Raw genomic sequence first — 13,424 nt, forward strand, 5'->3', positions numbered from 1 at the left:
AATTGTCTCATGAGGCGATTCTTCGCGTCAACACTTATCTTTCAATTTTATTGAATAAATATCAGTAATCGTTTCGTCATCGTGAACAATACGACAAGTAAAACTTCACCTAAACCGCTCAATCTGCAAGATGATCTATTTTAAGGCCGGGATAGGCGATTGAGTTCACCAAATCGACGCGCTGTTGCAACATGCCTTGAGGCAGAACACCATAACGGCCGGTCATTGTGTGACTTGTATGGCCAAGGATAAACCCGAACTGTTCATCTAAGTGCCCTGCCCTGCGCAATGCGTCGGCAGCACCATGGCGGAAGCTGTAAAGCGATACACCGCGCCCGCTCTTGATCTTGATCCTTGTCAGGTAGCGGCCAAAGTCGCGGGAGAAATCCGCCACCATTTGCCCGCGCTTGTTTCTGGTCGCGTTCGGGAAAAAGCGAGTCTCGCCAGCTTCCTTTATAGCCGCGTGATACTTCAAGAAGCCGAGCCGAACCAATTCAGGATGGATAGGCACGACGCGCATAGAGCCTTTGGTTTTCACGCTCTTGTCGCCGTCGCCTTCCTCCGTAATGTGCATGATCCAAATACCGTGCTCTTGTCGAACATCGGAAACGGCAAGCTGTGCAATCTCGCCGGGCCTCGCACCAGAAAACAGCATGACAAGCGGAATCCAGAAACGATGATCGCGGATCATGTGATTGCCGGGCTTATGCCAATCGTCATCATTCTGGCATCCGGTGAACAGCGGCGAGGCGAACAGCGTGTTTAGCTGATCGGTCGTGAAAGGAACCGTGCTGCGCTTGGTCTTATCGATGGATTGATGCAAGCCGGTAACAGGGTTCCGCTCAAGATATCCGCGAAGCACAAGCCAATCACAAAACGCGCCAACGGCCGAAAGGTATCGGTTGACAGTGCGGTCGCTAATCGTCGGTTTCTTCACCGTCTCGTTTTTCTTAATGGTCTGGCGCATGGTCATGCCACGGAAAGCCGCTATCTCCGCTGCCTTCACCGGGTATTGCATAAGCAGGTCTTTCCACTCGCCGACATGCCGGCCGGTAATCTTTCCCGGCGGTATGTTGCCGATGGTGTCGGCGAATAGCTTCACGTCGCGCCGGGCCTGTGTCAGCGTGTCGGCGCTAATGCCCTTGGCATTCTCACGCGCATAGCGGTCGTAAAGATCGATGATCGTTTCGCCCTTCGGTGCCTTTTCAGGTTCGGGCGTGGCGCTGGCAATCGTCGGGTGTGACGGCTTCCCGTTGAAATCACCTTCGGCTCGTTCTGCTTCCCGTGCCATGGCTTCATAGCGGGCTGCACATAGGTCTTGTGCGAGCGCCCGCCATTCCGGGCTGTTCGGGGCGTAGTCGTGATGCCCTACCGTCCTGAAGCGCTCTATACGGTCGCCAACAAGTTCGGCGAGTTCATCGTTGGATAGCCGGCCGGCGAAGCCATCGCGGAAGCGCCGGGCCTCATCAGCATCGATTTCCGCGATGGCGTAACGGTGATCCTGCTTGCGCAATTCAGCGTCGAGGGCGGTTTCGGATTTATAGACCCTCGCTGCCATCTGCGCATTGGTGAGCGGCCGGCGCTGTTCCTTGACGATGGTAATACCGCGCTTCGCATCATCGAACAGCCGATGCCATTCCTTCAGCACGTCCGGCAACAGGCGCTTTGCCTCTTGCGGGTCTTTGGTGCGCAAAGACCGGTCCATGGTCTTGCGGCCAAGGATGGTTTGAACGTCCAGCGGGACGGCAATTTGCGCGTAATAGGTCGAGCCGCGCCGTTTGATATGTGAGGTCATTTTGCCCTAGAAACCCCTGCAACTTAGGTCAGCATTCTAGGTCAGTCTTATTCCGAAAAGGTCAATAAATGCAATATCTTATTTGGAAATCAATCGCTTAAAAGAGGTTGGATTACTGTCCTGGCGCCCCAGCCATGCTTCTGAGAACGTGCCACTACACAGTGGCTGATCGTGAACGCAGCCGCGAAGGGCTCAAGTCTTCCAATCAGATCGATACCAATCGACGAAGCGCTTCAGCCCGTCCTCGATGGAAACGCGCGGGCGGAAGCCGAAATCCTTCTCCAGCGCGGTCATGTCGGCAAAGGTGCGCTCCACATCGCTTGCCGGCATCGGCTCATAGCGCCGCTGCGCCTCAACCCCGAGCAGCTTTTCCAGCACATCGATGAAATCGCCAAGCCGCACCGGGTTGTTGTTGCCGATATTATAGATGCGGCAGGGCGGTGTGGCATCCGTCGGCGGGCGGTCGAGCACGGCCACAACGCCATCGACGATGTCATCGATATAGGTGAAATCCCGCCACATCTCGCCCCGGTTGAAGACACGGATCGATTTGCCGGCCAGCATCGCCTCTGTGAACATCCAGTAAGCCATATCGGGCCGCCCCCATGGCCCGTAGACGGTAAAGAAGCGCAGGCCCGTCTGCGGAATGTTGAACAGATGCGCATAGGTATGGCTCATCAACTCGTCGGCCTTCTTGGTCGCGGCATAGAGTGAAACCGGGTGATCGACGCGGTCATCCTCCGCGAACGGCACCTTGCGGTTGCCGCCATAGACCGAACTCGACGACGCATAGACCAGATGTTTGAGGCCTGATTCTGATCGGCAGAATTCGAGAATTTCCAAGTGCCCGGCGACATTGGAGCGCACATAGGCGCGAGGGTTTTCCAGAGAATAACGCACCCCTGCCTGAGCCGCGAGATGAACGACGCCGGTAATGCCGCGCCCACTGCACAGCTTGGCGACGGCGCCCTCCTCGGCGATATCGGCCTCTTGGAAGGTAAAGCCCGGCTTGCCGGACAGTCCGGCCAACCGCGCCCGTTTCAGGGCCGGATCGTAATAGGCATTCAAATTATCAATGCCGATCACTTCGTCGCCCCTGCCAAGCAGACGCTGGCAAACATGAGAGCCGATGAACCCGGCCGCGCCGGTGACAAGAATGGCCAAGTGCCCCTCCAGAAGAGTATCTGCCTCCAATAACGGCAAGAAAGCATTTATCTCAAGAGCCGAAGCAGCAGCACAAATAGCGACAATACAACCGCCTACAACCAGTTTTAGCATTTTCCGGCAAGCATGGCTGTGTTAGAGCGCCTTGAGGATTGGGGATTCATGGACCAGGAAAAACACGCGCAGGCCATTCGCAAGGCTATTGCCGATCGCAATGCGCAAACGCCCGAAGAGCGCGAAAGAATCTATGCCGCAGCTCGCGCCGCAGTCGGCAAAGGCGGCAACGGCACCCCTTCGGCTATGGCTGCGCTTGATTCGACCATCCGGGCGATTGAAATGTCCTATGCACCGAAGCCGGTGGCAGTGCCCACTTCTTTCAGCACGGGGAGCAAATGGAAAGCCTACCTGCCGGCACTCGCAGCCGGCATGATCCTGGGCGCGGTGGGGGCCGTGCTGGTTATGCCGAAGCCATTGCCAGCCCTGCCGAAAGGCGAAAAGGCGCTGGCGGTTCTGGAACACAAATATGTAAGCGCGCTTCCACAGATACCGATTGCCGTGGATTTCCTGAACAAGGTTTCCGACGCCGTTATCGCCATGCAAAAGAAAGACCGGGCAGGGCTGGAAGCCAAAGCCTCCAAGACCTTCATCGGCCTGCGAACCCTCGATCCCGAATTGGCGAAGCAGATGCCAGCTTCATTGCCGGCAGGCAGTACCGTGATCGTGCGCGCCGACGGTTTCAACTTCAAGATCCTGTTCAACTGGACGCTTTGCGGCGCGATCCAAATCGCCCGGCCGGAAATGATCGACCACGTTCGTGACCGGGTCAACGGGCTCGGCTGCCCATATTTCGGCCTGTGGACCTCCGGCGGGGCGAACTGGTAGCCAGCGCACCGCATCGCCCGGTCAGCTTGCCTCGCGCATGTCCTCGGCAGCCTTTAGATCAACCGAGACGAGTTGGCTGACGCCCTGCTCTGCCATGGTGACACCGAACAGCCTGTTCATGCGCGCCATGGTGATCGGGTTATGGGTGATGACAACGAAGCGGGTTTCCGTCGAGCGGGCCATCTCATCCATCAAATTGCAGAAGCGTTCGACATTGTGATCGTCCAGCGGCGCATCGACCTCATCCAGCACGCAGATCGGCGCCGGATTGGTCAAAAACACCGCGAAGATAAGCGACATTGCCGTCAGTGCCTGCTCGCCGCCGGAAAGCAGCGTCATGGTCTGCGGCTTCTTGCCCGGCGGGCGAGCGAGGATTTCGAGGCCGGCCTCCAGCGGATCTTCGGATTCGATCAGTTGCAGTTCCGCCGTGCCGCCGCCGAACAGATGAGCGAACAGGCGCTGGAAATGGCCATTGACCACGTCGAAGGCAGCCAGCAGCCGCTCACGCCCCTCGCGGTTGAGGCTCTGGATGGCCTGGCGCAGCTTGCGAATGGCCTCAATAATATCCTCACGTTCCGAAACGATGGTTTCCAACCGCTCGGATAGTTCGCGTTGTTCCTCCTCGGCGCGCAGATTGACCGCTCCCAGCCGCTCGCGCTCAATCCTGAGCCGCTCCAGACGCCGCTCGGTATCAGCCATGTCAGGCATCGCCTCGTCGGCGCCGAGCCCGGTGTGGCGGATGACGAGATGCGGCGGGGTGTTCAGAGCCTCCTGGATACGCGCCTCGACCTCCTTGCGGCGCTCGTCAGCCGCCGTCAGCCTTTCTTCGGCGCGGGCGCGCGCTTCCCGCGCCTCGGCCAACGCCTGAATTGACGCCGCCGCCGCCTTGTCCAGACCGGACTGGCGTGTTTCGGCTTCCTGCAGCCGGTCGCCGGCGGCCTTGCGCAAGGTCTCGGCCTGCGAAAGCTGCGATAGCAACGCACGCCGCTGCGCATCGATTTCGTCCGGCGCGTCGGCGAGCTTTTTGCGCTCGGTCGCCGCTTCCGCCTTGCGCTCGCCAAGGGCTGCGATCTGCGAGGCGGCATTTTCGGCCCGCGTCAGCCAACCGCTGCGCTCGGTGCCGATAGTAACCAGACGGCGAGCGCGGCTTTCGGCCTCGCGCTTCAATCCGTCATAGACGGCACGAGCTTCGGCAAGGGCGCCCCTGTCCTGCGATACATGCGCCGCCGCCTGTTCAAGCCGCGTCTGAAGATCGCCGAGGTCCGGCGCGCCGAGCAGCGAGGCTTCAGCCTCGGCGAACGCCGCCATTGCTTCCTCATGCCCTTCGAGGATGTGCTGGCGCGACTCGCCCAGCGCAGTGCGGCGGCTGGCCAATTCACCCGCCGCCCTTTCCGCTTGTGCCGATGCGGCACGGGCTTCGTCTACCGCCCGCTGCGCATCGCGCCACGCCTGCCGCGCCGCGCGCTCGGCCTCGCCACTGTCTCGCAGCCTTGTCTCGGCCTCCGCCAAGGCCGCCTCGCAGCCTCTCAGCGTTTCCGTCGCAGCCACGGCTTCGGCGTCGAGTTCAGCCAATCGGTTCTTTTGCGCCAATCTCAGTGCGGCGGCTGTCGGCGCATCGGCACTTGCCGTCAATCCGTCCCAGCGCCAAAGCGCGCCCTTGCGGCTGACCAGGCGCTGACCTGTCGCCAGTTGCGATTGCAGGGCCGCCCCCTCGCCATCATCAACAATTCCGATTTGCGCCAACCGCCGTGCCAACTGATTGGGTGCGCGCACCACGCTGGCAAGACTCCTGACGCCGCCAGGCAGCGCCGGGTCGGCGGGCAGCACCGAGCTTTCACCCCAATGCACCGGGGCGCTGCGGTCGAGCGGGACATCCAGATCTTCGCCGAGCGCCGCGCCCAGAGCGGTTTCATATCCTCGCTCGACGCCGATCTGCTCCAGCACCGCCGGAAAGAGATCACCGCCACCGGCATTGAGAATTTTGGCCAGCGTGCGCGCTTCCGTCTCGATGCGCGCCAGTTCCGCCTTGGCTTCCTGCAGCGGCCCGCGCGTGGCCGATTCCGCCGCCCGCGCCGCAATAACAGCCTGTTCGGCCTGCGTAGCAGCCTGCTCGGTCTCGGCAAGCCTGGCCTCGGCAGCCTCGACCAGAAGCTTCTTTTCGGCCGGATCGGCCAATCTGGCGATCCGTGTGGCGATGTCTGCCAGTTCGCGATCCATGTCGGCAAGCTGGCGGGCGAAACGATCGCGCCGCTCCGCCAGGTCGCGCAGATTGCGCTCGATCTGACTGCGGCCAGCAGCGGCTTCAGCACGTTCCGCTGTCAATACCGCCAGCTTTTCCTCACTTCCCGCCAAAGTTGCCGTGGCCTGCTCGAATGCGGCGCGTTTATTGGCCTCGCGTTCACTCGCACCGGCATTCTCGGCATTGAGCGTCGTCTCCTCGGCAGCGAGCCGTTCCAGCACATCGGCATTGTCGCGCACCATGCGCTCCTCGCGCGCGATATCGGCGTCGAATTGTTGCAGCCTGCGGTCGAGTTCGCCCTGGCGCGCGCTGATGCGCGATGCCTCCTCCTCGATCTGTGTTTTGGCAATGGAAAGTCGCTGGAACGCGGCCGCAGCGGCGGCCTCCGCCTCACGCAATTCCGGCAGATGATGCGCGCCTACGGCCTGATCCTTGGCCGCACTCATCTGGGAAGAGGCCCGCTCACCGACAAGCGATGTCGCCACTGCGAGCGCCGAGCGCGCCTCCGCCTCCTGCGCCTTGGCCTGCGTCCAGCGCAGATGAAAAAGCGTGGCCTCAGCCTTGCGGATATCGGCAGACAGGTTCTTGAAACGCGATGCCTGCCGCGCCTGGCGCTTCAGGCTCTCGATCTGGCTTTCCAGCTCGCCGACCACATCGTCCAGCCGCTCCAGATTTTGCTCCGCGCCCCTGAGTCTGAGTTCGGCCTCATGACGGCGCGTGTGCAGACCGGAAATGCCGGCGGCCTCCTCCAGAAGCGCGCGGCGCGCCTGCGGCTTGGCCTGGATCAGTTCGCCGATACGCCCCTGCCCGACCATGGACGGCGAACGCGCGCCGGTGGACTGATCGGCAAACAGCAGCTGCACATCCTTGGCGCGCGCTTCCTTGCCGTTGATGCGATAGATCGAGCCTGCTTCGCGCTCGATACGGCGCGACACCTGCAATTCGTCGGCATCGTTGAAGGATGCAGGTGCCGTGCGGTCACTGTTGTCGAGGAAAAGCGTGACTTCGGCCGTGTTGCGCGCGGGGCGCGTGTTGGAGCCGGAGAAGATCACGTCGTCCATGCCGGACGCGCGCATGTTCTTGTAAGAGCTTTCGCCCATCACCCAGCGCAGCGCCTCGACAAGATTGGACTTGCCGCAGCCGTTCGGCCCGACGATTCCGGTCAGGCCACGTTCGATAACGAATTCGCCGGGCTCGACGAAGGATTTGAAGCCGAGAAGGCGCAGGCGCGAAAATCTCATGCGCCCACACCAATGCATTCACCGGCGCAGGATAGAACCGATGCGGTGAAACGATCAGAGAAGAGGGTCGATAATCGCCGACACTTCCTCAATCGACATGGCCCCCTTATAGGTCTTTCCGTTGATAAAGAAGGTCGGCGTCGAGTCGATCTTGAATTCATCGGCGCCGCGCCGCTGCACAGATCTGATCTGGTCCAGAAGTTTCTGGTTGGTCAAGCAGGCGTTGAAGGTCTCCTGTGTAAAACCTGCCAGTTTGGCGATCTGCAGAAGCGCCTCCTTCGCATTGTCGGCCGCAGCCCAGGTCTGCTGCTGCTTGAACAGCACATCGACCATGGGGAAATAATTGTCATCGGCGCAGCGCGCCAGCATGAAGCCGGCCTCGGCACGCGGATCGAAGGGGAATTCGCGCAGGATATAACGCACCTTGCCGGTGTCGATGTATTTTGTCTTCATCTCCGGGAAGGTGGTTTCGGCGAAATGCGCGCAATGCGGGCAGGTCATCGAGGCATATTCCACCACCGTCACCGGTGCGTCGGCCTTGCCCATGCTCTTATCCGGCAGGGCGCCGGGCTTGAGCAGTTCGGCCATATCGACGGTGCCCGTCGACTCGGGCGCCACTGCCGCCGTCGTCGTGCTGTCGGTTGCCGGCTTGGCGTCGGCGGCCTTTGCCTCCTCGCCGGAATCGCTGCAGGCCGCGAGAAACGCGGCTGCGGGGGCGACGGCAAGCGTGGACAGAACGGTTCTGCGAGACAGGGAACGAAGCATGCGAATCACCCGATTATGGTTGGATTTTGCAACAATAAGTCACATGAAAGCGAGAGTTGGCGCGAATTAAGACATGCTTGCCGGTAATCCAATCGCCAAACCTCGCAAATATAATCACGAATACGCGAGTTTCTACTTTCTTTGCCCCAGAACGGTGGCCCCCAGCCGTTCCAGCGAGGCGCGCAGACCGTCATCTTCGATCTTGCCGACAACACCCGATAGCCGGACCGCCTCCGCGCCGTTCAGCGGCCTTGGAGCCGGTGCACGCTTTCTCGCCGCCGCCGTCAGCGGCTTCTGCACGATGCGAATGCGGCCGATCGCATTGAAGCCAAGAAAGGCATTGGCGCGCGCAATGATCTCACCGGTTTCGTGCTGGACATGAAGCGCGGCGGTCCCCTCGCAAGCAATGACCAGCGTGGCGGGCTGAAACGGATCGTTCTCCTGAAGACGACGCGGCCACTGGATTTTCTCCGGCCGACTCATCGCGGCAAGCCGGGTTCCGGCAATTTCCTCCCAGGACTGGACGAGACCAAGCGACATGCCGGCACGCCGGCGCAGCAAAGGGTCCAGCACTCCGGCGGCGAGATCGCTGACCGGAACAGGATTGCGGAAGGGGCTTTTCCCTGCCATGGCTCTTTCCAGCCGCTCCTTGTTTTTCACTGCACAGCACCGCCCCGATCAATGACATTGCCAGTCAAGGCCCGCAACCCCGATCAGGACGACCGATACGACATCGCAGGCCGATTGCTGTCCTGGTACGACGTCAACCACCGCGATTTGCCGTGGCGTGTGCCGCCGCATGAACTAGCGCGTGGCGTACAGCCCGATCCCTATCGCGTCTGGCTTTCGGAAATCATGCTCCAGCAGACAACGGTCGAAGCGGTCAAAGCCTATTTCCGCATATTCATCGAGCGCTGGCCGACGGTCGAGGCGCTGGCAGCGGCACCGTCCGATGATGTGATGAAGGCTTGGGCAGGGCTCGGCTATTATTCACGCGCCCGCAACCTCAAGGCCTGTGCGCAAATAGTGGCAAGGGCCGGCGGACAGTTTCCCGATACGGAACCGGAACTGCGCGCGCTTCCGGGCATCGGCCCGTACACGGCCGCGGCCATCGCGGCCATCGCCTTTAATCGACCAGCGGTGGTGGTCGATGGAAATATCGAGCGCGTCACCACCCGGCTGTATTCCCTGGCTACACCACTGCCGCAGGCGAAGCCTGAAATCCGCGAGATTGTCGAACGCCTCGTGCCTGGCGAGCGCCCCGGCGACTTCGCTCAGGCCATGATGGACCTTGGCGCCACCATCTGCACGCCGAAGCGACCGCGCTGCATGTTGTGTCCGCTGCGCGAGGATTGCAGCGCACTGGCAAACGGCGATCCCGCGCTCTACCCTGTGCGCAAGCCCAAGCCGGAACGACCCATGCGTCGCGGTGCCGCTTTTGTCGCGGTGCGCGACGATGGCGCGATCCTGCTGCGCAAACGCACCGAAAGTGGCCTGCTGGGCGGCATGAGCGAGGTACCGACCACAGGTTGGACAGCGCGCAAGGACGGCGAAACCGGCACAGTGGCCGCGCCCTTTGCCGCCGATTGGCAACACATGGGACGGATCAGCCATGTGTTCACGCATTTTGGGCTGGAACTGGAAGTCTACCGGGCAGGTTCGGGTGACGAGGCACCACATGGCCATTTCTGGTCCGCGCCGGATGACATTGCCGGTGAAGCCCTGCCGACGGTGATGAAAAAAGCCATCGAAGCGGCGATCCCCGGCGCTACTAAAAAAAAGGGCGTGCCCAAAAAAAGGCACCTTCACACAATGGAGAAACCATGAACGAAATCAGGCATATCGTCTTCGATATCGGCAAGGTTCTGATCCATTACGATCCCGACATTCCGTTCAGCCGTCTCATTCCCGATGCGGAAATGCGCAAATGGTTCTTCGACAATGTGTGCACCGGCGCCTGGAACATCGAGCAGGATCGCGGCCGCACATGGCAGGAGGCCGAGGCGCTTTTGATTGCCGAGCATCCCGACCATGCCGAAAATATCCGCAATTTCCGCCGCCATTGGCATGAGATGGTGCCGCATGCCTATGAGGACAGCGTCGTGCTGATGGAGCGGCTGATCGCCGACGGCCATGACGTGACGATGCTGACCAACTTCGCCGCCGATACGTTCGCGGAAGCACGCAGCCGTTTTCCGTTCCTGCAGAAACCGCGCGGCGTGACGGTGTCGGGCGAAATCGGCCTCATCAAACCTGACCACGCCATTTACGATCATCATGCGCGGGCGTTTGGCCTCGAACCGGCAGCGACGCTTTTCATCGACGACAGCCAGAAGAATGTCGACGGCGCAAAGACCGCCGGCTGGCAGGCCGTGCTGTTTACCGATGCGCCGACGCTCAAGTTTGACTTGAAGGCTTTGGGGATAGCGGTTTGAGTTGAATCGCTTGGCGGCGAAGGCTCAAAATCCGATTCAACCGCGCAATCGCCGCCGCCGCACCGCCACTCTGCGCCGTCATGCGCCGGCCCGCTCCATGCCAAGCCGGGCAATGCGGCGCAGCTCGTCGATGGGGGAGAGGCCGCCGGCGCGCTCATAGTGCCAGAAAGTCCAGCCATTGCAGGCGTCCAGCCCTTGCACCTGCGCGCCGACGCGATGGATCGAGCCGGCGTGCTCGCCGCTGGACAAGGTGCCGTCGGCACGGACCTTGGCACAAAAGCGCCGCTTCGAATCGTGAAGCATGGTGCCCGGCGCCATCAGGCCGGTATCGATCAGGCTGACAAAAGCAACGCGCGGCTCGGCCCGCTTGCCAGTGAGCACCGTGAGGTCGGCGCCGGTAAGCGGCTTGATCGCGTCGATGCGTTGGCGCGCCGCGTCGATATAGGCCTGCTCGCGCTCGATGCCGACAAAATGCCGCCCAAGCCGCTTGGCTACCGCCCCCGTCGTGCCGGAACCGAAGAAGGGATCGAGTACGACATCGCCGGGCTTCGTCGAGGACATCAGGACACGCGCCAGCAGCGCTTCGGGCTTCTGTGTCGGGTGCACCTTGTCGCCATTGTCGTCCTTCAGCCGCTCGCCGCCGGTGCAGATTGGAAACAGCCAGTCGGAGCGCATCTGCACGTCGTCATTGGCCGCCTTCAGCGCCTCGTAATTAAAGGTGTAGCCCTTGCTCTTCTGGTCTCGCGAAGCCCAGATCATCGTCTCGTGCGCATTCTGGAAGCGGCGGCCGCGGAAATTGGGCATCGGGTTGGTCTTGCGCCAGACCACATCGTTCAAGATCCAGAAGCCGAGATCCTGCATCTTGGCGCCGACGCGGAAGATGTTGTGGTAGGAGCCGATCACCCAGATCGTGCCATTGGGCTTCAACACCCGCCGGGCGGCGAGCAACCACGCACGGGTGAAGGCGTCATAAGCCTCGAAGCTGTCGAACTGATCCCACGCATCGTCCACCGCATCAACCTTCGACTGGTCGGGGCGATGCAGATCGCCATCGAGTTGGAGATTATAGGGTGGGTCGGCGAAAATGACGTCCACCGATTTCTCCGGCAACCGGTCGAGCGCCGCCACGCAATCGCCTTTCAGGATCGTGTCGAGCCATTCGGATTGAAGCGGAGCATCGGAAAGCTCGTTGAGAAGACGCACGGCAGACATATTCACACCCAGGGCACGCGTTACTGTTCACTCTTCGTTATGGTTACCGATCAGCGTAAATATTCGGTGAAGCTGGGAAATAGCCGTATTTGCGCAGTTGCGGCGGCTGGTGTAAGCCGAGGCCGCAGCCCGCCAGGGCATTTCCCGTCCAAACAGTTGGAACCGCCATGCCTGCCCCCGACCTTGTTATCTTCGACTGCGACGGCGTGCTGGTCGATTCCGAGATCATTGCCGCGCGTGTCGAGGCGGACCTCTTGACCTCGGCGGGCTATGACATTTCGGCGGAAGAAATTTCCGAGGCCTATGCCGGCCTTACCTTCAAGGACATCCTCATCAAGATCGAGGAAAAATCGACCATTCCGTTTCAGGTCTCGATGATCGACGAGGCCGAAGGATTGATCGACCGCCGGCTGAAGAGAGAAATCCGTGCCATAGAAGGCGTTCACCAGGCCGTCGCGGCGGTGACAGAGCCGCGATGCATCTGTTCGAACTCACGCACGGAACGCATCGAATTGATGCTGGAAAGAACGCGGCTGCTTCCCCTCTTTGCCGGCCGTATCTTTTCGGCGCTCGAAACCGCGACAGGCAAGCCCAAGCCGGCGCCGGACGTGTTCCTGCATGCCGCTGAAACACTTGGCGCCGACCCGGCAAACACCTTCGTCATCGAGGATTCGGTACATGGCGTGCAGGGCGCCAGGGCCGCCGGCATGCGCGTGATCGGCTTTACCGGGGCGGCGCACACCTACCCCGGCCACGCCGACATGCTGACCGAAGCCGGTGCGGAGACGGTGATTCGCCGCTGGGCCGATCTCAACGGCGTTCTGGCCGCCCTGTCGGAATGGTCAGTGGACGCTTGAGCGAGACCAGCCGCCCCCTGTTATTTAACGCGGAATGTCCGATATGGAACTCTGCGAACCTTTTGGCTTGGCAGGCGCTTCCGGTGCGGGCTTTTTCACCACGCGGCGAACCTTTTTCTTGACGGGCCTGGCAGCAGCTTTCGCAGCATTGATCGGGCCTTCGTCAAAGCCGACGAGGACCTGATAACCCTTGTCGCTGGGTTCCGGCACGCTGACGGATGGGTCAGTGAACACAAACTGCGTGGCGGCCGAAGTGTCCGCCACCTGCACCTGGTCCTTGTGCAGTTTGGTGTAGAGAACCTCGTCTCCATGCGTGACCACCACACGAATCGGCATGGTAATGGCGCCCGGCTTGCCAAGCGGGCCGGGGACAATCTTGCCGGCCACGCCGACTTTCATCGTCAAGGTGCCGTTTGCGCGGCTGCAATCGCGCGAGACTTCAGTAATGGCGGCTTGATAGATCAGTTTGGCAGGATCGTCCTGTCCGCCACGGGCATAGGAATTGAAATAGGCCGTGCCGTCGCGAAGCGTCACACGCGGGCAATAGGCGAGCAAGTCGCTGGCCTTCACCTTGTCGGACGGCGGAGGCGGAACCGGCGTCTGCTTGCCGTCAACATCCAACACATTCTTGTTGCCACCGCTGGATTGACAGCCGGCCAAAGCCAGCATCAGGCCAGACAACGCCAGAGCCGCAAAAAAACGACCGTTGGACGGACGAAACATCATAGACTGCCCTTCCCTCTCGCAAAGCGGCTGACGTATATCAACCGCGCGGCAAAAATGCGACAAGCACGGCGCAGAAAAATGCCGCGCAGGTGCGACCCGGCAGCAAGG

General features: G+C 61.1%; 11 protein-coding genes and 1 pseudogene. 4 read left to right on the forward strand and 8 right to left on the reverse strand.

The genetic code is table 11. The features are described from left to right. Positions 1-118 precede the first annotated feature (118 nt). From BFN67_RS14395 to BFN67_RS14400, 3 genes and pseudogenes are all read right to left on the reverse strand, one after another. Positions 119-1,513, reverse strand: a complete 1,395-nt coding sequence (locus tag BFN67_RS14395; RefSeq protein WP_245295268.1) for a tyrosine-type recombinase/integrase — start codon at positions 1,511-1,513, stop codon at positions 119-121. 153 nt (positions 1,514-1,666) lie between these two features. Next, positions 1,667-1,795, reverse strand: a pseudogene (locus BFN67_RS25225) (DUF6538 domain-containing protein); the annotation flags it as partial. 192 nt (positions 1,796-1,987) lie between these two features. Further along, the gene (locus BFN67_RS14400) at positions 1,988-2,959 is read right to left on the reverse strand and encodes an NAD-dependent epimerase/dehydratase family protein (protein ID WP_245295270.1); all 972 of its coding nucleotides are present in this window, start codon (positions 2,957-2,959) and stop codon (positions 1,988-1,990) included. 162 nt (positions 2,960-3,121) lie between these two features. Here BFN67_RS14400 and BFN67_RS14405 point away from each other — a divergent pair, with 162 nt between their 5' ends. After that, positions 3,122-3,841, forward strand: coding sequence for a hypothetical protein (locus BFN67_RS14405; protein ID WP_080920261.1), 720 nt, complete (start codon positions 3,122-3,124; stop codon positions 3,839-3,841). Between the two features lie 21 nt (positions 3,842-3,862). On the opposite strand, the gene smc is transcribed toward BFN67_RS14405, so the two are convergent. From smc to BFN67_RS14420, 3 genes are all read right to left on the reverse strand, one after another. Further along, positions 3,863-7,321: a chromosome segregation protein SMC gene (smc, locus tag BFN67_RS14410; RefSeq protein WP_080920262.1), complete on the reverse strand. Its 3,459-nt coding sequence runs from the start codon at positions 7,319-7,321 to the stop codon at positions 3,863-3,865. A 54-nt stretch (positions 7,322-7,375) separates the two neighbouring features. Further along, a complete protein-coding gene (locus BFN67_RS14415; RefSeq protein ID WP_080920263.1) occupies positions 7,376-8,086 on the reverse strand; it encodes a DsbA family protein in 711 nt (236 codons plus the stop codon). A gap of 132 nt (positions 8,087-8,218) precedes the next feature. Next, complete coding sequence (locus tag BFN67_RS14420) at positions 8,219-8,716, reverse strand: DUF721 domain-containing protein (RefSeq protein ID WP_080920482.1); 498 nt, start codon at positions 8,714-8,716, stop codon at positions 8,219-8,221. A 51-nt stretch (positions 8,717-8,767) separates the two neighbouring features. Here BFN67_RS14420 and mutY point away from each other — a divergent pair, with 51 nt between their 5' ends. Both mutY and BFN67_RS14430 read left to right on the forward strand, forming a co-directional pair. Beyond that, positions 8,768-9,913 (forward strand): A/G-specific adenine glycosylase, encoded by a 1,146-nt coding sequence (gene mutY, locus BFN67_RS14425; protein WP_080920264.1) that lies wholly within the window; start codon positions 8,768-8,770, stop codon positions 9,911-9,913. Beyond that, positions 9,910-10,521, forward strand: coding sequence for an HAD family hydrolase (locus BFN67_RS14430; RefSeq protein WP_080920265.1), 612 nt, complete (start codon positions 9,910-9,912; stop codon positions 10,519-10,521). The genes mutY and BFN67_RS14430 overlap by 4 nt, the downstream gene beginning before the upstream one ends. A 78-nt stretch (positions 10,522-10,599) precedes the next feature. Here the strand turns inward: BFN67_RS14430 and BFN67_RS14435 are convergent, their stop codons facing one another. Then, the gene (locus tag BFN67_RS14435; protein ID WP_080920266.1) at positions 10,600-11,733 is read right to left on the reverse strand and encodes a site-specific DNA-methyltransferase; all 1,134 of its coding nucleotides are present in this window, start codon (positions 11,731-11,733) and stop codon (positions 10,600-10,602) included. A 167-nt stretch (positions 11,734-11,900) separates the two neighbouring features. Here BFN67_RS14435 and BFN67_RS14440 point away from each other — a divergent pair, with 167 nt between their 5' ends. Further along, the gene (locus tag BFN67_RS14440) at positions 11,901-12,590 is read left to right on the forward strand and encodes an HAD family hydrolase (protein ID WP_080920267.1); all 690 of its coding nucleotides are present in this window, start codon (positions 11,901-11,903) and stop codon (positions 12,588-12,590) included. A 24-nt stretch (positions 12,591-12,614) separates the two neighbouring features. Here the strand turns inward: BFN67_RS14440 and BFN67_RS14445 are convergent, their stop codons facing one another. Beyond that, entirely contained in the window at positions 12,615-13,316 is a 702-nt protein-coding gene (locus tag BFN67_RS14445; RefSeq protein WP_080920268.1) for a hypothetical protein, read from the reverse strand. Positions 13,317-13,424: the final 108 nt, after the last annotated feature.

This window comes from Manganibacter manganicus (assembly GCF_002075885.1).
GTDB classification, from domain to species: domain Bacteria; phylum Pseudomonadota; class Alphaproteobacteria; order Rhizobiales; family Rhizobiaceae; genus Mesorhizobium; species Mesorhizobium manganicum.

What these genes read in the sequence shown, in the direction of transcription:
- BFN67_RS14430 (WP_080920265.1), top strand. Translation starts at nt 9,910, where the DNA reads ATGAACGAAATCAGGCATATCGTCTTCGATATCGGCAAGGTTCTGATC.
- BFN67_RS14435 (WP_080920266.1), bottom strand. Translation starts at nt 11,733, where the DNA reads ATGTCTGCCGTGCGTCTTCTCAACGAGCTTTCCGATGCTCCGCTTCAA.
- smc (WP_080920262.1), bottom strand. Translation starts at nt 7,321, where the DNA reads ATGAGATTTTCGCGCCTGCGCCTTCTCGGCTTCAAATCCTTCGTCGAG.
- BFN67_RS14415 (WP_080920263.1), bottom strand. Translation starts at nt 8,086, where the DNA reads ATGCTTCGTTCCCTGTCTCGCAGAACCGTTCTGTCCACGCTTGCCGTC.
- BFN67_RS14420 (WP_080920482.1), bottom strand. Translation starts at nt 8,716, where the DNA reads ATGGCAGGGAAAAGCCCCTTCCGCAATCCTGTTCCGGTCAGCGATCTC.
- BFN67_RS14405 (WP_080920261.1), top strand. Translation starts at nt 3,122, where the DNA reads ATGGACCAGGAAAAACACGCGCAGGCCATTCGCAAGGCTATTGCCGAT.
- mutY (WP_080920264.1), top strand. Translation starts at nt 8,768, where the DNA reads ATGACATTGCCAGTCAAGGCCCGCAACCCCGATCAGGACGACCGATAC.
- BFN67_RS14445 (WP_080920268.1), bottom strand. Translation starts at nt 13,316, where the DNA reads ATGATGTTTCGTCCGTCCAACGGTCGTTTTTTTGCGGCTCTGGCGTTG.
- BFN67_RS14440 (WP_080920267.1), top strand. Translation starts at nt 11,901, where the DNA reads ATGCCTGCCCCCGACCTTGTTATCTTCGACTGCGACGGCGTGCTGGTC.